This is a genomic window from Citricoccus alkalitolerans, assembly GCF_039528175.1.
Classification (GTDB): Bacteria; Actinomycetota; Actinomycetes; order Actinomycetales; family Micrococcaceae; genus Citricoccus; species Citricoccus alkalitolerans.
This window is the reverse complement of record NZ_BAAALH010000002.1, coordinates 1494347-1511175: the sequence shown is the minus strand read 5'-3', so window position 1 is coordinate 1511175 and position 16829 is coordinate 1494347. Positions and strand designations below refer to the sequence as shown.

Sequence of the window (16829 nt, the reverse complement as noted above, 5' to 3'; positions counted from 1 at the left end):
GTGGGGACAGGACCGGTGGAGACAACCGTCAGAGGCCGAAGTGGCGAGCCTGCTCCATGGCCTCCGCCGCACTGGACGCACCGAGCTTGGCATACAGGCTGCGGATCTGGCCCTTGATGGTGTTCTCGGAGCGATAGGTGGACTCGGCGATCTGCCGGCGCGTCATACCGGCCTTCAGCGATTGCAGCACCTCGCGTTCCCGTGAGGTCAGCGCCGGGGCCTCTCGCTCTACCAGCGCAGGGCTGGCCAGCTGCTGCAGCCGGGCCAGGCCGGCGTCGTCCACCAGGCCCGCGCGCCGGAAGACGGGTGTCCAGCCCAGCGTGTGGAAGGCGGAGAGATCCGCCAATGCGCCGCCATGCTGATGGATGGACGCCAACTGGCGCACCACTGGATCCGGCACCGTGGCCGGGGTGCACCGGGCTCGGGCCAGCACCCCGATGAGGGCGGACAGGTTCCGGTTCCGTTGACCGAACCGTTCCGGCATGCGCAGGGCCCGCAGGGCGGCGTCCGAATCACCCTTCAACAGGCACCGCAGGGCCTCCAGGTCCGCCAGCTCCTGATTGCGGTCCCAGCCGGGCACCACGGTGAGGTCTCCGGCACTGATCCGCGCCGCGTGGAATGCCTCGCTGAGGATCCGCTTAGCCAGGGGCGATTGAGCTGCGGCGGGCCGCTCCTGGCGCCAACCGAGGACCCACCGGGCGGCATCCGCACCGCGGCCTTCAACACTCGCGGCACGGACCAGTAGGGCCGCATGACTGGCCCAGAATTCGTCTGTGTCCAGATCCGGTGGCAATTCGTCCAGCACGGCATGGGCTTTCACGAGGTCCAGTTCAGTCAAGGCCAGGTGTGCGCGGGCCACGTCAGCCGCGAAGGCGGCGACGTTACGCGCCCACCGCACCTGGGCCAGCGGTGCCTCGACCTTGGCGACCCAGAAGCGAGCCCGGTCCGTGTTGCCCTGGTGGATGGACAGCAGAGCGAGCTTGCCGGCCACCTCGGCGATGAGGGGCTCGGCAGAACTCCGCAATGCCCAGCGAAAGGCCTTCTCATAGGCCGTCTTCGCCTCGGCCACCCGGTCCGCCAGGTGCAGGGAGATCCCGGCCTGCAATCTGACGAAGCTGGCCATTACCGGACGCACGGGCGTCGTGGACAGAGCGGCAGACAGGGCGACGTTCAGTCGCACGGCGGCATCGGCTGACTCTGTGAACAGCCCCACTCGGCGCAGGTAGGCCACCTCGATGGTGCCGAGAGTCAGGGCCTTCCGGTCCGGGGTGCGGTACAGGCGGGCCGTCCCGGCGCGCAGGCGTTGCAACCCCTCATCGCGGTCATGGTCCGGCCGCTGGGCGGGCAGCGTGAACGGCACGGTGTCCGGGTCGGTGGCATTCAACAGTCCGGGCATGAATGCGGTCACATCCACTCCGGCGACCTCTGCTCGGGGGAAGCTGTTAACCGCCGAGGCCAGGACCGGCTCGTTCCACACGAAGAGGTCGGCCCAATGCTCCAACAAGAGCTCTTCCAGCCGGTTCCAGGCCCGCGCATCAACGGTTCGCTGGACGACAGCCTCGATGTGGCCCGTGGCCGCGAGCGCCTCGTCCACGGCCCGGTTCAGCTCGGCGACACGATGGGGGTGGCCCTCCTGCATCGCGTCCCGCAGGCAGTCCCGGACCAGCCATGGCATGAACCAACCGCCGGAACCGTCCCGGATCAGGAGACCCAGGGACTCCAGGTCCCGCGCGCTCGGCATCGCCCCGAAACCCTCCGGGCGGAAGGCGTCGATGACGTCTTCGGTGAACTGCGGCAGGTACCCGGCCTGGGAGATGCTGCCGTCAGCGTCCTGCGGGTGCAGCCACCGCATCAGGGCAGAGAACAAGGACTGCCGCGCCGACTGCACCCCCAGCGGGTCCGCGATGAGGATGGCGGCCGGCAGGAACCACCCCCCGGTCTTCTGATGGATCCGGCGCGGGGTCAGCGGCAGCGGTAACCGGCCAGGTTGCCCGCCAGTGTGCTCACCGGTGGTCAGGGTGCCCGCGGCAGGGTCCGGTGCGGAGCCTGCCGAGAGCTGCTCGGCGAGCGTGAGGATCTCGGACTCCGTCAGGTGCAGATCCCTTGGACCCGCGATCCGCGTCGGGAAGGCGGCGGCGAGGCGCCCCACGGGTGCCCCCTGATCGGCGACGACGGCGACCCGGCCCGCGGCCGGATCCTCCAGGAGCGCGCCCACCCGGCTGATGATCTCGGCCGCCTCCACCGCGTGGCCGTTCTCGACGGGCCACGGCAGGACGCGGCCACGTCCACCTGCCCAGCCGTGGGCGAACCGCTGGGCTTCGGTCCCTGCCGGGGTGCGCACCACGAGGAGCCGCTCGCCGGCGTCGGGAGAGCCCAGGAAACGCGGCAGAGCGGGGTGGGGCAGAGACGTGGGGTCGGGCAGGGACAGTAGGGCCATGGGTGCGGGGCCTCGATGCGGACGGGTGCGGTGGACGGGGGTCCAAGGATGGCATACCTACCGCGGGGTTGTCCCTGAGCGGCCACCCGAAGCCGATGACGGCCGTCACGGCGGGGTGCTCATGCGGCCCGCCGCTGGGGGCTCGCCCCGCGTCGGAGCGGCGAGTCTCTCCTGGACTCCAGAACTCCACGCTTTGCGGGCAGATATCAGTACTGATATCTGCCCGCAAAGCGTTGGGAGGCGATGAGGTCGGCTGGCCCGGCGTAGGCTCGTCGACGTGTCCAGCACCCAGGCCTCCGACGCGCCGCCGGCCTCGTCCGCGCCCACCGGCCCCTACCGGCGGATGCCGTTGCAGCCGGCCGGCTCCGTGCCGGTGGACTTCACCAGCGTGGGCATCGCCGAGTCCCTGGACACCGCAACCCGCTGGCCGGACCACTCGCACACGGTGCATGAACTGCTCTGGAACGACGCCGGCCCCTCCACCCTGCGCGCCGGTCCGCGGACCTGGACGGTCACCCCGACGATCGGGCTCTGGCTGCCGGCCGGGACCGTGCACTCCGCCGAGGCGCCGGCGGGAACCGCGTACCGAGCCACGTATTTCTCTCTCGAGATGGCCGGGGAGGCGGCTCGGCCCCTGCCCACCGAACCGGTCTCCCTCCGCGTCACCGGACTGTTGAGGGAACTGCTGCTGCGACTCGGCGAAGAGAGCCTGAACGAGCACTCTCGCCGGCTGACCGAGACCATGGTGCTGGACGTCCTGGCCCCGGCCCCGCACCAATTCCTCGTCCACGAACCCACCGCAGGACTCCTGCAACCGATCGTGGCGGCCGTCCTGGCCGACCCTTCCGACGTCCGGAGCCTGGGCGATTGGTCGCGGCAGCTCAGGGTCAGCGAGCGCACCATCACGCGGGCGTTCCGAGCCGAGACCGGCTTGGGCTTCGCGCGCTGGGTCGGCTCGGTACGGGTTCAGCGAGCCACCACCCTGCTGGCGGACGGCGAACCGCTCGAGGACATCGCCGAGGCCATGGGCTACCGCAGCCCCAGCGCTTTCGGGGCCGCCTTCCGCAAGCTGACGGGCACCACACCGAGCTCGCTCCGGGGCTAACTCTGGGGCCGGTCTGTCCGAAATACGACATAACCCTGCAGTTCATCGCGATTGCTCATTAGCGCACGCCTGTCTACATTATTTAGGTAAGCCTTACCTGATTGAGGCCAGACTGCGGAACCCCAATCCCAGCCACCGTCAGTGTCATCCAGTGTCATCAGAGTGGAGTCATCATCGTGCGCACCTCCCGCCCCTTCGCCGCCTCGGTTGCCGCCGTCGGCCTCGCCCTCGCCCTGTCCGCCTGCGGGTCCGGAACAGCGGAACCCGCTGCGGACGCTTCCGCCGGTTCCTCCGGTTCTTCCGAAGCCGCCGCCTCGGGCGAGCAGTTCCCCATCGAGGTAGAGCATGCCTTCGGCACCACCACGATCGAGTCGAAGCCCGAGCGGGTGGCCACCGTGAACTGGGCCAATCACGAGGTGCCGCTGGCCCTGGGCGTGGTCCCGGTCGGCATGGCCGCCGCCAACTTCGGTGACGATGACGGCAACGGCGTCCTGCCCTGGGTCGAGGACGAGCTCGCCGAGCTCGGCGCCGAGACACCGGTCCTCTTCGACGAGACGGACAGCATCGACTTCGAGGCCGTCGCGGACACCGACCCGGACGTCATCCTGGCCGCCTACTCGGGACTGACGCAGCAGGACTATGACACCCTGTCCGAGATCGCCCCCGTGATCGCCTTCCCGGAGACCGCCTGGGGCACCGACTGGCGGGACATGATCCGCCTGAACTCGCAGGGCATGGGCATGGCGGCCGAGGGCGACGCGCTGATCGAGGACCTCGAGGGCCAGATCGCCGAGACCGCCGCCGAGCACCCCGAGCTCGAGGGCACCTCCGCCATGTTCCTCACCCACGTGGACACCGCAGACCTGTCCACGGTGAACTTCTACACCGGCCATGACACGCGGACCATGTTCTTCGAGGACCTCGGCATGACCGTGGCCAAATCCGTCCAACAGGTCACCGATGAGACCGACCAGTTCTCGGGCACCGTCTCCGCCGAACAGGTGGACCAGTTCGACGACGTCGAGGTGATCGTCACCTATGGCGACCAGTCCCTGGTGGACACCCTCGAGGCGGACCCGCTGCTGTCCCAGATGCCTGCCGTCGAGAACGGGGCCATCGTGGCCATGGACGGCACCGGCCCTCTCGGCACCGCCGCCAACCCGACGCCGCTGGCCCTGCCCTACGTCCTCGAGGACTACGCGGACCTCCTGGCCGAGGCCGCCGCCGCATCAAAGTGACCCTGTCCGCGTGACCCTCACCGCCACCTCCGCACCCACCGGACTGCCCCTTGCCCTGCGCAGGGGGCAGCGGCACCGCCTGGCCTGGCTGGGGGCCGGGCTCGTGGTGCTGGCCCTGCTCTGCGCGGCCTCCGTCGCCATCGGCTCACGCACCGTGGGCCTGCCCATCATCGTCGAGGCGCTGGGCTCGCTCGGCGAGCCGGTCGAGGGACTGGACCAGGCCGCCGTCGTGAAGCGCATCCCGCGCACCGTGCTGGCCCTGGCGGTGGGCGCGGCACTGGGCGTGGCCGGGGCCGTGATGCAGGGCGTGACCCGGAACCCGCTGGCCGATCCGGGCATCCTCGGGATCAACATGGGCGCCTCCTTGGCCGTGGTGGTCGGCATGGCGTGGTTCGGGATGTTCGCGGCGCACCAGATGATCTGGATGGCCATCCTCGGCGCCGCGGTGACCGCCGTGCTGGTCTACGCCATCGCCTCGGCGGGCCGCAGCGGGGCCTCCCCCCTCAAGCTGGCCCTCGCCGGGGCGGCCCTGACCGCGGTGGCGACCTCCTACATCACCGCCGTGGCCCTGCCCCGCGGGGACATCTCCGCGAACATCCGCTCCTGGCAGATCGGTGGGGTCGGCGGGGCGGCCTGGGACGCGATCGCCCTCGTGGCCCCATTCCTGGGAGTCGGACTGCTGCTGGCCCTGCTGAGCGCCCGCAGCCTGAACTCCCTGGCCCTGGGCGACGACCTCGCCGCCGGCCTGGGCGAACGCGTCATGCTCGCCCGCGGGCTGGCCGCCCTGTCCTCCGTGCTGCTGGCCGGCGCCGCCACCGCCGTGGCCGGGCCGATCGGCTTTGTCGGCCTCGTGGTCCCGCACGCCTGCCGCCTGCTCGCCGGGCCGGACCACCGCTGGCTCCTGCCCTACTCCGCCGTCGCCGGCGCGGTCCTGCTGCTCGCCTCGGACGTGCTCGGCCGCATCATCGCCCGCCCCTCCGAGATCGACGTCGGCATCCTCACCGCCCTGATCGGCGCCCCGTTCTTCATCCACATCGTCCGCCAGCGGAAGGTCCGTGAACTGTGATGGCACCCTCCACACGCTCCGCCCCCGCTCCGACCCACGACGCCGTCCACGCACCCCACGCAGCCAGCCCACCCGCCGATCACGGCACCTACCCCGGCACCCTCCCCACCGGTCCTCCGGCTGGTTCTCCCGCCGGCTCTCCCGCCGGCACCGAGGCGAAGGTGGAGGGCGCGCGGCAGGGGCGGCGCCGGCGTCGTGCGCTGGTGATCGGTACCCTGACCGTGCTCGTGGCGGTGGTCTTCGCCGCGTCCCTGATGATCGGGCGGACCTTCTACGGGCCCGCCGAGGTGCTCGGCGTGGTGTTCGGGCAGGACGTGGACGGGGCCACGTTCACCGTGGGCACGCTGCGGCTGCCACGCGCGGTGCTCGCCGTGGTGGCCGGCGCCTGCTTCGGGCTGGGCGGCGTGACGTTCCAGACCATGCTGCGCAACCCGCTGGCCAGTCCGGACATCATCGGCATCTCCTCGGGCGCCTCGGCCGCGGCGGCGTTCGCGATCATCGTCCTCGGGATCGACGGCCCGGCCCGCTCCGCCTTCGCCATCGCGGCCGGCCTGGGCGTGGCCCTGTTGATCTATCTGCTCTCCTCGAAGGGCGGGGTGGCCGGCACCCGGCTGATCCTCGTGGGCATCGGGATCGCCGCGATCCTCACCTCGATCACCAACTACCTGCTCTCCCGCGCCGGATCCTGGGACCTGCAGGAGGCGCTGCGGTGGCTGACCGGCTCGCTCAACGGGGTGGGCTGGGAACAGGTCCTGCCCACAGTGGTGGCCCTGCTCGTGCTCGCCCCCGTGCTGCTGGGGCAGTCCGCGAACCTGGAGTCCCTCACCCTGGGCGACGACACCGCCGCAGGGCTCGGCGTCCGAGTCAACCGCACGCGGCTGGTGGCGGTGATCGCCGCCGTGGGCCTCGTGGCCTTCGCGACGGCGGCCTGCGGCCCGATCGCGTTCGTCGCCTTCCTGTCCGGTCCCATCGCGGTCCGGCTGCTCGGCCCGAACGGTTCCCTGCTGGTGCCGTCCGCCCTGGTGGGGGCGCTGCTGGTGCTTGTGGCCGACATCGTGGGCCAGTACGCCATCGGAACCCGCTTCCCCGTAGGCGTGGTGACCGGCGTGCTCGGGGCACCCTTCCTGCTGTACCTGATCGTCCGCCAACACCGCACCGGAGCCACCTCATGACGACGTTGACCAGCACCCACGAACTGCGGGCCGAGGGATTGGCCGTCGGCTACGGCGAGCGGCACGTGCTCTCCGGCCTCGACCTGGAGATCCAACCAGGAACCGTGACGTCGATCGTGGGGGCCAACGCCTCCGGCAAGTCCACCCTGCTGCGGACCCTGTCCCGGCTGCTCTCCCCTGCCGGCGGCCGGGTGCTGCTCGACGGCCGTTCGGTCCACTCGATGCCCTCCAAGGAGCTGGCCCGGGTGCTCGGCCTGCTGCCCCAGTCCCCGGTCTCCCCGGACGGGATCACCGTGGCAGATCTGGTGGGCCGCGGCCGGCACCCGCACCAGCGGATGTTCCGTGCTTGGAGTGCCGCTGACGACTCCGCGGTGGCCCACGCCCTCGACGCCACCGCCACCGCGGACCTGGCCGATCGCCCGGTGGACGAGCTCTCCGGCGGCCAGCGCCAGCGGGTCTGGATCGCCATGGTCCTGGCGCAGCAGACGGGCCTGCTGCTGCTCGACGAGCCCACCACCTTCCTCGACGTCAGCCATCAGATCGAGGTGCTGGACCTCCTCGCGGACCTCAACCGGGACCGCGGTACCACCATCGTCATGGTGCTGCACGACCTCAACCTCGCCGCCCGCTACTCCGACCGGCTCGTGGCACTGGAAGGCGGCAGGGTCTACGCGGCAGGACCGGCCTCCGCCGTCCTCACCGAGCAGTGCGTGCAGGACGTATTCGGGCTGCGCAGCCGGATCATCGACGACCCGGTGTCCGGCGGTCCCCTGGTGGTCCCGGTGGGTCGGCACCACGTGGTGCCGGAGTAGGCCGGTCGGTCAGGTCGGCAGCGCCGCGGAGGTTGCCGTGGCACGTGTCTGTGGATGTGGTGCTTCCGCGCTGGCTCAGTAGGTGGGTTTTCCCGGTTCGACCTGTGCCACCCACGCCAGCACGCCGCCTTCGAGGTGCCGCACGTTCTCCTCCCGCTGGGCGAAGTACGGACGCAGCCTGGCCAGGGCGGCGGCGGAGCGTGTCCTGGCCTTGCAGTGCAGCACGAGGTCAGTGCCGCAGTACCCCTCAGGCAGCGCGGCCGGCCCGCGGTCGAGGAGGTCCTGCAGAGGGACGGGCAACGCGCCCGGAATGCTGACCAGCTCGCGTTCCCAGTCTTCACGGACATCCACCAAGGTGAAGGAAGCCTGCTTGCGCTCCCGACGCTCGAGCAGGGCCGCCAATTCGGGAGCCGTGAGTGTCTCATGCGCGGCGGCCGGGGCGTCGCCCGGCACTTCGCAGCTGAGTGCGGGGTCCTCCACGGCTGTCACCGGCGAGGCGTCTGGGTCCAGGGCCAGACCGAGTTCCCGCCAGGTCATCTCCAGAGCGTTGTGCATCAGGACGCGTCCGATCAGGGGTTCCCCGGTACCGGTGATGAGTTTGATGGCCTCGGTGGCCATGATGGAGCCGATCATCGCTGGAAGAGTCCCCACCACACCGCCCTCGGCGCAACTGGGCACCTCCCCGGGCGGTGGCGCCTCGGGGTAGAGGTCCCGGTAGGTGGGTCCGTGCCCGGCCCAGAAGACGCTGACCTGTCCCTGGAAGCGCTGGATCGAGCCCCACACGCACGGGCGTCCGGTCAAGGTCGTCGCATCGCTGGCAAGGTAGCGGGCGGCGAAGTTGTCTGCTCCGTCCAGTACAAGGTCGTATTGGCCCACCAGGTCCACGGCATTGTCCACGTTGAGTCGGACGGGGTGAGTCCGGACCACCACTAGCGGGTTGAGCCGGGCAACCGCGTCGGCGGCGGAGTCCGTCTTGGTCCGTCCGAGGTCGGCGACCGTGTGGATCACCTGGCGTTGCAGGTTGGAGACCGTGACCACGTCGTCGTCGACGACCCCCAACATTCCGACCCCGGCGGCGGCCAAGTACTGCAGTGCCGGGGTGCCCAGACCTCCGGCCCCGAGAACGAGGACCCGGGCGTTCTTCAAGCGCCGCTGACCGAGGGCACCGACCTGGGGCAGTGACAAGTGGCGGGCGTAGCGCTCAAGCTCCTCCGGGGTCAGCTCGGGCCCGGGCTCCACGAGCGGGCGCAATCGGCTCACCGGCGCTCCCCTACGGGCATCCAGTCCCCTCGCGGCACATCCGCCGGCTCGTTGGCATCGATCCGTCCGTCCAGGGGAGAGGACGCGATGGCGTGGCGGCGCGCGGGGATGCGCCCGGCACCGGCGGCCAGCCGTCCGGCGGCCACGGCGTGCCGCATCGCCGTGGCCATGGCCACAGGATCCTGGGCCCGGGTCACCGCGCTGGCCAGCAGCACGGCGTCGCACCCGAGTTCCATGGCGAAGGCGGCTTCGGAGGCGGTCCCGATACCGGCATCGAGGATCACTGGTACGCGAGCGCGGGAGACGATGAGTTCGATGTTGTGCGGGTTGAGGATGCCGAGTCCGGTGCCGATGGGCGCGCCCAGGGGCATGACGGCGGCAGCGCCGAGGTCCTCCAGGCGGCGGGCGACAGCTGGGTCGTCGGAGGTGTAGGCGAAGACCTTGAAGCCGCGGGACACCAGCTGCTCGGTGGCCTCCAGCAGTTCGACGACGTCGGGTAGCAGCGTCTCCTCGTCGGCGATGACCTCGAGCTTGACCCAGTCGGTCTCCAGCGCCTCCCGGCCCAGCTCGGCGGTCAACAGGGCGTCGCGTGCGGTGTAGCAGCCGGCCGTGTTGGGCAGGATCCGGATGCCATGGCGCCGGAGCAGGGCGAAGAGCGAATTTCCCTGCCCGGGGGAATAACGGCGCAGCGCCACTGTGGTCAACTCGGTGCCGGAGGCGAGCAGGGCCTGCTCCAGCGTGTGCAGGGAGCTCAGGCCCCCGGTGCCCATGATCAGTCGGGAGGACAGCTCTACCCTGTCGAGGACGAGCGGGTCCGGGTGCATGGTGGTCATGTCTCAGCCTCCTTGGACGGCGGTGATGATCTCGATGCTCTGGCCCTCCACCACGGGTGTGCGGTGCCAGCGGCTGCGGGGGACGACTGCGGCGTCCACGGCCACGGCCATGCCCAGGCGGCCCCCATCCAGCATGTTGCCGTCGGGGCCCAGGGGCCGGCCGACGGCCTCGGCGACAAGGTCGACGATGGTCGTGCCTTCAGGTACGGCGTGCGGGGCGCCGTTGAGGGTGATGCCGGACATCAAGTCCTCCTGTACTCGGATGCGGACGCGGATGCTCGGACCTCGACGGTGCGCCGATCGAGGTCCGTCGCGTCGAAGCGGTGCGGATCGGTGGTGGTCAGGTGGGAGGCGTCGGCGTCCGGGTCGGTCCCCGTCTCGCCGGTGACCAATTGAGCGGCGAGGCGAGCAGCCAAAGGGGTGAGCAGCACGCCGTGGCGGAAATAACCGGTCGAGACCACCAGGCCGGGGACGGGGTCCCCGTCGGGCGTACGGATGCGGCCGAGATAGGGAATGTCGTCCGGAGTGCCAGGCCGGGCTCGGGCCATGACCTCTGTCAGTTCCAGGTCACCCACGCTGGGCACGAGAGTCTGGGCGTCGCGCAACAGCCGAAACACGCCCCCGGTGTTGACTCCGGCCAGGCCGTCCTCGCGAGAGGTGGCTCCGATCACGACGGTGCCGTCGGCGCGCGGGACGAGGTAGACCGGCACACCGTGGACCAGTCCCCGGACGGTGCGTTCGAGTAGTCGCCGAGCGCCACTGGGAAGGCGGGCGCGAACGATGTCGCCATGCACCGGACGTAGCGGCAACCGGCAGGTAGCGGGCAGGCCGTTCAGCTCACGGGTTCCCAGGCCCGGGGCCAAGATCGTCTGGGCCGCAACCACGTCCTGCCCGTCGGCCAGGGCGACGCCGGTCACTGCTCCGCGTCTGTCCCGACGCAGCGCCCTCGCATGCTCGCAGACAAGGCGCACCGGCCCACCGTCCACGGCACCAGCGGGGCGCCGAGGGTCCACCTCTGGTTCGACCAGGATTGCCAGTAATCCAGTCACCAGTCGTCTTGGGTCAATCTGGTGGTCGGAGGGGATGCGGTACACCGCCGACAGTCGCGGCGTCAGCGCCGGTTCGAGGGAGCGGGCCGTACGGAGCGCCAGTGGCTCTACCTCCATGCCCTGACGTAGCTGCAACTGACGCAGGTCCGCCAGAGCCTGCCGGTCGGCGAAGTCCACGCCGCAGACCAGGGTCTCGGTGGAGTGGTATCCCACGGATTCTCCGGCCGCCTGCTCGACAGCCGCGGCGAAGACCGGGTACTCCGCAGCCGAAGCACTCATCAGGGAATAAAGAGATTCCTGCTGGTACTGGACTTCGCTGACCGGAGCCAACATTCCGGCGGCCGCCCGCGACGCCCCCGCTCCCGGAGCCGGGTCGATCAACGCGACGGAGCGACCGCGGCGGCGCAGCTCCCACGCGGTGGCCAAGCCAATCAGCCCAGCGCCCACGATGGCGACATCGACGGCCCCAGGGCGTGGACGGCCAGGACGATGCGCAGAAGTCACCCACATGTCCTTTCCTACGGCGGCATGACCCGCATCAGGTATGGTGGTCGGCGCTCGGGCCCTCTCAGCCCCGGAGGGGCTCCCACAGAACGCGCTGACTCTCATCAGCGTGTGCCCCATCATACCCCCGCCGTCGCCGTGGAAGCCGGACACGGTAATGTGGGCCGCTGCGCACCGCCCAGCCCCTCCACCGCACCGCCAAAGCAGAAGAGATCCCATGCACCGCACCCAGCACGCCGAATCTGCGCGTGCCCAGTGGGTGGACACCGCGAAGGGGATCTCGATCCTGCTGGTGGTCCTGCTGCACACCAGCCTCTGGCTGCGCCAGGCGGACATGGACCGGATTCCCGCGTTCAGCGCCCTGAACACCGCGTTCGAGGACCTGCGCATGCCGCTGTTCTTCGCCGTGTCCGGATTGTTCGCCGCGAAGTGGCTGACCGCGGGCTGGGGCGAGTTCCTCCGCACCAAGGCCTCCCTGCTGGCCTGGGTGTTCCTGCTGTGGCAGATCCCTGTGATCGCCTACCGGATCATCGGCGGGCACCTGCTGCCGGGCATGGTGCACACGGACCTGGGGTCGCAGCTGGAGACCTGGGCGTGGTCACCGCTGCGCGCCAACGCCGAACTGTGGTTCCTGTGGGCCCTGGTGCTGTTCCTGCTCGCCGGCCGCCTCCTGCGGACGATCCCCACCGGGTGGATGATCGGCTCGGCCGCGGCGCTGTCCATGGTGTGGTCCGGCGTGGTCTGGCCGGGTTCCACGGGGCTGGAGGGCGGTGAACTGCGGCACCTGGTGGGTACCGGCCTCTATGAGGCCCCCACGTATTTCCTCTTCTTCATCGCCGCCGCGCGCGGCAGCTCCTGGGTGCGCGACGGCGTCGCCCGGGTCCCCCAGACCGTGTGGGCCGCCGTCGCGGTCGGCTGGTTCGTGGCCTTCGCCTGGTTCGGGCTGCTCGAGGACCAGCGGGAGCAGCCGGGCGTCGTGTTCCTGTGCCAGGTCTGCGGGGTGCTCGGCGGGATCGCCCTCGCCGTGTCCCTGCAGCGGATTCGCCCGGCGGCCCACGCGCTGGCGTTCCTGGGCCGGCACACGCTGGAGGTGTACCTCTCCCACACCACGATCGTGGTCGCCTTGACCTGCGTGCTCTACCTGACCGGCTCCCCCCTGCTCACGGCCCCCTGGGCGGCGTGGACGGTGCTCGCCGTGGCGCTCACCGCGATCGGCGCGGGACTGCTGCTGGGCCGGGCCGCCCGGGGCACCTGGCTGCTGGAGACACCAGCGGCGCTGCGGCGGTGGTCGGCACCGCGATGGTGGCCGGGATCGTTGCGCCAAAGCCCTGCGTCCCCGGCCTCGCCAGCCTCGACGAGCTCATCGGCCACGACCAGCGTTCCCACCCCCTCGGACCACCAGGACTCGGCGGTGCCCGTCATAGGGCCGTGACCGCCACCGGTGGTTCACGTCCGGAGTGCTCGCTACAGTGGGCTGCACGTGATCGACGACAGGAGAACACCATGACTCCAGCACCCGAGACGAACACCGACCGCTACCCGGAGCACATCCCCGCGCAGCACCAGCAGCCGCCGGGCGTGCAGTCGCAGATGACTCCGCTGCCGGACTGCGGCGAGACCAGCTATCGGGGCTCCGGCAAGCTTCAGGGACGGGCCGCCATCATCACCGGCGGGGACAGTGGGATCGGCCGCGCTGTGGCCATCGCCTTCGCCCGCGAGGGCGCGGACGTCCTGATCGCCTACCTCAATGAGGACGAGGACGCGCAGGACACCGCGCGCTACGTCGAAGAGGCCGGACGCCGTGCCGTACTGGTCCCCGGCGACCTCTCTGATCCAGCGCACTGCCGCAGCGTGGTGCAGCGGGCCGTCGACGAGTTCGGCCGCCTGGACGTACTGGTGGCCAACGCCGCGTTCCAGATGAGCCACGAAAACCTCGAGGACATCTCGGACGAGGAGTTCGACCACACGTTCCGTCTCAACGTGGGCCACTACTTCTACCTGGCCAAGGCCGCGCTGCCGCACCTGAAGCCCGGAGCCTCCATCATCGGCACCTCCTCGGTGAACGCGGATTCTCCCAGCCCAACCCTGGCGCCGTACGCGGCGACCAAGTCGGCCATCGCCAACTTCTCCGCCTCCCTGGCGCAGCTGCTCGGACCGAAGGGCATCCGCGTGAACTCGGTCGCCCCGGGCCCGATCTGGACTCCGCTGATCCCGGCCACCCTGCCGGAGGAGCAGGTGCACGACTTCGGCCAGCAGGTGCCGCTCGGCCGCACGGGCCAGCCGGCCGAGCTGGCCCCGGTCTACGTGATGCTGGCCAGCGACGACGGCAGCTATGTCTCCGGGGCGCGCGTGGCCGTCACGGGCGGCTCGCCGATGCTGTGAGCGAGGACGCTGAGAGTGGAGATGCTGAGAGGGGACGCATGAACCTGGAGGACCGCCGGGACGGCTATGTCGACCTTCGCTCCTATGCCGCGATCGGCAACGGCCGGACGGTGGCCCTGGTGGCGCATGACGGTTCCGTGGACTGGTTCCCCGTGCCGGACCTGGATTCCTCCCCGGTCTTCGCCCGGCTGCTGGACGCGGACCACGGCGGTTGCATCGAACTCCACCCGGACCGCGAGGCCCTCGCCGCTGCCGGCGTGGACGTGACCACCGAACTGCAGATCCATCGGCAGTACGTCCAGGGCACTAATGTGCTCAGCACGACCTACCGCACCCCGGTGGGCTCCGTGCGGGTCACGGATTCCGTGAACATGGGCTCCACCGGCGCCCTGCCCTGGACAGAGCTCGCGCGCTGTGTGGAGGGCCTCGCCGGCGAGGTGCCGATGCGGTGGCGCGTGGTCCCGGGGACCATGCTGAACACCGCTTCCCCGTGGGTCCAGCAGACGGACCAGGGTCCGGTAGTCCGCGTGGGCGAGGTCTCCCTCGCGGTGCGCGGCGAGAACATCGGCGTGCACGACGCCGGCCCGCAGGCCATCTCCGGTCGGTTCGCCTCGGGTGAGGCGACCGAGCACCTGCTGGCCGTCGTCGGGACCTCGGCGGAGCCGCTGCGGTTGCCGGCGACCCACGCGATCCGCCGCAACGTGGACCTCAGCGTGGACCTGTGGCGGCGCTGGACCGACCTGCTGGAGTACGACGGGCCCTATGGGGATGAGGTGCGCCGCAGCGCGCTGGTGCTGAAGCTGCTTGAGCACGACCCCTCGGGGTCCATCGCGGCGGCCGCCACCACGTCCCTGCCGGAGAATCGCGAGGGCACCAAGAACTACGACTATCGCTTCGCCTGGATCCGTGATGCCACCTACACGCTGCACGCGCTCCTGAGGCTGGACGAGCAGGAGGACGTGCACGCCGCCGTCTCCTGGCTGCTGCGGCTGGCGCGGCAGCAGCAGCCCCGGTTGCACGTGTTGAATCGGCTCAACGGGCACGTCCCCGAGGCCGTTACCACGGAGCTGGAGGTGCCCGGATGGCGCGGCATCGGCCCCGTGGTGGCCGGCAACGACGCCGCAGACCAGTTGCAGCTCGGCGTCTACGGGGACATCTTCGACATGGCGACCCTGTACGTGGACGGCGGCAATGTGCTGGACGCCGAGACGGCCCGGATGCTGTCCGGGCTGGCGGACGCCGTGTGCGACCTCTGGATCCGGCCCGACGCCGGCATGTGGGAACTGCCCGAGCACCGGCACTACACCAGCTCGAAGATGGGCTGCTGGGTGGCTCTGGACCGGGCCATCGCCCTCGCCGAGCGCGGCCACCTGCCAGGGACCGACGACCGGTGGCGAGACGAGCGCGACCGGATCCGGGCCTGGATCGAGGAGCACGGTTGGTCCGAGGAGCGCGGTGCCTACGTCTGGTACCGCGGGAGCGAGGAACTGGACGCCTCCGTCCTGCTGCACACGATCAGCGGGTTCGACACCGGCCCACGGATGTCATCCACCATCGATGCTCTCCGTGAGGAGCTGGGCCGCGGACCGCTGCTGTTCCGGTACAGCGGGATGGACGCGGAGGAGGGGACCTTCACTGCGTGCGGCTTCTGGTGCGCGGCGGCCCTCGCCCTGGTCGGCCGGCGGACCGAGGCCCGGGAGCAGATGGACGCGATGCTGGCACTGGCCAACGACGTTGGCCTGTACACCGAGATGATCGATCCGGCGGATGATTCGTTCCTGGGGAACACTCCCCAGGCGTTGAGTCATCTGGCCCTGCTGGTGGCCGCGCTGACATTGAACGGGCAGTGAGGGGTGGGCAGCACACCCCCTCGTTGCACATTACGACATGATTCCGTAGATTAATTAGGCGTGCCTAACCTTCCCCCCCACTGGCACGCGGAGGCCCCGCCTCGATCCCTACGGAAAGCAGACCATGACCGCGACCGCGACCCAGACGTACCCCTCGACCCGCGCGTACCGGACTCGGGTGGCGCGGATCAGCCGGCTCGGCGAGCACTTCGTCCGGTTCACCTTCGCCGACGACGACCTGCAGTTCTTCGGCACCGGCGGCCTCGATCAGCGCATCAAGCTCATGCTGCCCCGCGCGGACGGCACCCTGCCGGACGTGGGCCTGTTCGCCGAGCCCGCCCCCGCGATGATGGAGTGGTATACCCGCTGGCGTGAGCTGCCGGACGCCGAGCGCAACGCGATGCGCACCTACACCGTGCGCGAGGTCCGCCCAGAGGTCCGCGAGATCGACGTGGACTTCGTGCTGCACGGCACCACCGGACCCGCATCTGCGTGGGCACTGGGGGCCGCCATCGGGGACGAGATGGTGATCCTCGGGCCGGACGAGCGCTCCGAGACGCGCGGCCGCGGCCGCAGCGGGGGCATCGAGTGGGATCCGGGCACGGCACGCACGGTGCTGATGGTGGGCGACGAGACCGCCGCCCCCGCGATCTGCGCCATTCTGGAGACCCTCGACGAGAGCTTCAGCGGGCACGTGTTCATCGAGGTGCCGGACGCCGGGGACATCCTGCCCGTTGCCACACCACCCGGGATGCAGCTGAATTGGCTGGCCCGCGGTGATCGTCCGCACGGCCAGGCCCTGACCGAGGCCGTACAGGCCTGGGGCCGCGAGTTCGGCGCGGAAGTGGCCGGTGCTGGTGCTGCTGGGACCGCATCCGACGGCGCGGTTGGCGCGGCCGGCGTCGTGGGCGAGACCGACGCAGAGGCAGCCGATACGGAAGCCACCCTGTGGGAGGTTCCCCCGGAGACCCCGCATGGCCATTGGTACGCCTGGCTGGCTGGTGAGGCCGGCACCATCACCGGCTTGCGCCGCCACCTGGTCAAGGGCCTGGGCATCGACCGGAAGTGCGTCTCCTTCATGGGGTACTGGAAGATCGGCCGCGCTGAGGGCTCCTGACCAG

14 protein-coding genes and 1 riboswitch are annotated in these 16829 nt (G+C 70.5%); of the genes, 9 read left to right on the top strand and 5 right to left on the bottom strand.

Features of this window, described 5'->3' with window-relative positions:
- Window positions 1-28 precede the first annotated feature (28 nt).
- Window positions 29-2437: a helix-turn-helix transcriptional regulator gene (locus ABD134_RS12785; protein WP_344229998.1), complete on the bottom strand. Its 2409-nt coding sequence runs from the start codon at window positions 2435-2437 to the stop codon at window positions 29-31.
- Between the two features lie 277 nt (window positions 2438-2714).
- Between ABD134_RS12785 and ABD134_RS12780 the strand changes: the two genes are divergently transcribed.
- From ABD134_RS12780 to ABD134_RS12760, 5 genes are all read left to right on the top strand, one after another.
- Window positions 2715-3542 carry a helix-turn-helix transcriptional regulator gene (locus ABD134_RS12780; protein ID WP_344229996.1) on the top strand — a complete coding sequence of 276 codons (828 nt, stop codon included), beginning with the start codon at window positions 2715-2717 and terminating at the stop codon, window positions 3540-3542.
- A 176-nt stretch (window positions 3543-3718) separates the two neighbouring features.
- The gene (locus ABD134_RS12775) at window positions 3719-4780 is read left to right on the top strand and encodes an iron-siderophore ABC transporter substrate-binding protein (protein WP_344229994.1); all 1062 of its coding nucleotides are present in this window, start codon (window positions 3719-3721) and stop codon (window positions 4778-4780) included.
- 10 nt (window positions 4781-4790) lie between these two features.
- A complete protein-coding gene (locus ABD134_RS12770) occupies window positions 4791-5846 on the top strand; it encodes a FecCD family ABC transporter permease (protein WP_344229992.1) in 1056 nt (351 codons plus the stop codon).
- Window positions 5846-7018, top strand: a complete 1173-nt coding sequence (locus ABD134_RS12765) for a FecCD family ABC transporter permease (RefSeq protein ID WP_344229991.1) — start codon at window positions 5846-5848, stop codon at window positions 7016-7018. The genes ABD134_RS12770 and ABD134_RS12765 overlap by 1 nt, the downstream gene beginning before the upstream one ends.
- Window positions 7019-7023: 5 nt before the next feature.
- Window positions 7024-7830 carry an ABC transporter ATP-binding protein gene (locus ABD134_RS12760; protein WP_344230899.1) on the top strand — a complete coding sequence of 269 codons (807 nt, stop codon included), beginning with the start codon at window positions 7024-7026 and terminating at the stop codon, window positions 7828-7830.
- Between the two features lie 75 nt (window positions 7831-7905).
- On the opposite strand, the gene moeB is transcribed toward ABD134_RS12760, so the two are convergent.
- The 4 genes from moeB to thiO all read right to left on the bottom strand — a co-directional run bounded on the left by moeB (window position 7906) and on the right by thiO (window position 11482).
- Window positions 7906-9090: a molybdopterin-synthase adenylyltransferase MoeB gene (gene moeB / locus ABD134_RS12755; protein ID WP_344229989.1), complete on the bottom strand. Its 1185-nt coding sequence runs from the start codon at window positions 9088-9090 to the stop codon at window positions 7906-7908.
- Window positions 9087-9923: a thiazole synthase gene (locus tag ABD134_RS12750; RefSeq protein ID WP_344229987.1), complete on the bottom strand. Its 837-nt coding sequence runs from the start codon at window positions 9921-9923 to the stop codon at window positions 9087-9089. Before ABD134_RS12750 ends, moeB begins: the two co-directional genes overlap by 4 nt.
- A 3-nt stretch (window positions 9924-9926) precedes the next feature.
- Window positions 9927-10166, bottom strand: coding sequence for a sulfur carrier protein ThiS (gene thiS, locus ABD134_RS12745; protein WP_344229985.1), 240 nt, complete (start codon window positions 10164-10166; stop codon window positions 9927-9929).
- Window positions 10166-11482, bottom strand: a complete 1317-nt coding sequence (gene thiO, locus ABD134_RS12740; protein WP_378108180.1) for a glycine oxidase ThiO — start codon at window positions 11480-11482, stop codon at window positions 10166-10168. Before thiO ends, thiS begins: the two co-directional genes overlap by 1 nt.
- Window positions 11471-11572: riboswitch (TPP riboswitch) on the bottom strand. Its footprint overlaps the gene before it by 12 nt.
- A gap of 121 nt (window positions 11573-11693) precedes the next feature.
- Between thiO and ABD134_RS12735 the strand changes: the two genes are divergently transcribed.
- The 4 genes from ABD134_RS12735 to ABD134_RS12720 all read left to right on the top strand — a co-directional run bounded on the left by ABD134_RS12735 (window position 11694) and on the right by ABD134_RS12720 (window position 16825).
- A complete protein-coding gene (locus ABD134_RS12735) occupies window positions 11694-12908 on the top strand; it encodes an acyltransferase family protein (protein WP_344229981.1) in 1215 nt (404 codons plus the stop codon).
- 71 nt (window positions 12909-12979) lie between these two features.
- The gene (locus tag ABD134_RS12730; protein WP_344229980.1) at window positions 12980-13858 is read left to right on the top strand and encodes an SDR family oxidoreductase; all 879 of its coding nucleotides are present in this window, start codon (window positions 12980-12982) and stop codon (window positions 13856-13858) included.
- Between the two features lie 38 nt (window positions 13859-13896).
- Window positions 13897-15708 (top strand): glycoside hydrolase family 15 protein, encoded by a 1812-nt coding sequence (locus ABD134_RS12725; protein ID WP_344229978.1) that lies wholly within the window; start codon window positions 13897-13899, stop codon window positions 15706-15708.
- 124 nt (window positions 15709-15832) lie between these two features.
- A complete protein-coding gene (locus tag ABD134_RS12720; RefSeq protein WP_344229977.1) occupies window positions 15833-16825 on the top strand; it encodes a siderophore-interacting protein in 993 nt (330 codons plus the stop codon).
- The last annotated feature ends 4 nt before the right edge of the window (window positions 16826-16829 follow it).

Excerpts from the sequence above, each read along its gene's own strand:
- ABD134_RS12785 (WP_344229998.1), bottom strand. The coding sequence starts at position 2,437 with ATGGCCCTACTGTCCCTGCCCGACCCCACGTCTCTGCCCCACCCCGCT.
- ABD134_RS12765 (WP_344229991.1), top strand. The coding sequence starts at position 5,846 with ATGGCACCCTCCACACGCTCCGCCCCCGCTCCGACCCACGACGCCGTC.
- ABD134_RS12750 (WP_344229987.1), bottom strand. The coding sequence starts at position 9,923 with ATGACCACCATGCACCCGGACCCGCTCGTCCTCGACAGGGTAGAGCTG.
- thiS (WP_344229985.1), bottom strand. The coding sequence starts at position 10,166 with ATGTCCGGCATCACCCTCAACGGCGCCCCGCACGCCGTACCTGAAGGC.
- thiO (WP_378108180.1), bottom strand. The coding sequence starts at position 11,482 with ATGTGGGTGACTTCTGCGCATCGTCCTGGCCGTCCACGCCCTGGGGCC.
- ABD134_RS12735 (WP_344229981.1), top strand. The coding sequence starts at position 11,694 with ATGCACCGCACCCAGCACGCCGAATCTGCGCGTGCCCAGTGGGTGGAC.
- ABD134_RS12730 (WP_344229980.1), top strand. The coding sequence starts at position 12,980 with ATGACTCCAGCACCCGAGACGAACACCGACCGCTACCCGGAGCACATC.
- ABD134_RS12725 (WP_344229978.1), top strand. The coding sequence starts at position 13,897 with ATGAACCTGGAGGACCGCCGGGACGGCTATGTCGACCTTCGCTCCTAT.
- ABD134_RS12720 (WP_344229977.1), top strand. The coding sequence starts at position 15,833 with ATGACCGCGACCGCGACCCAGACGTACCCCTCGACCCGCGCGTACCGG.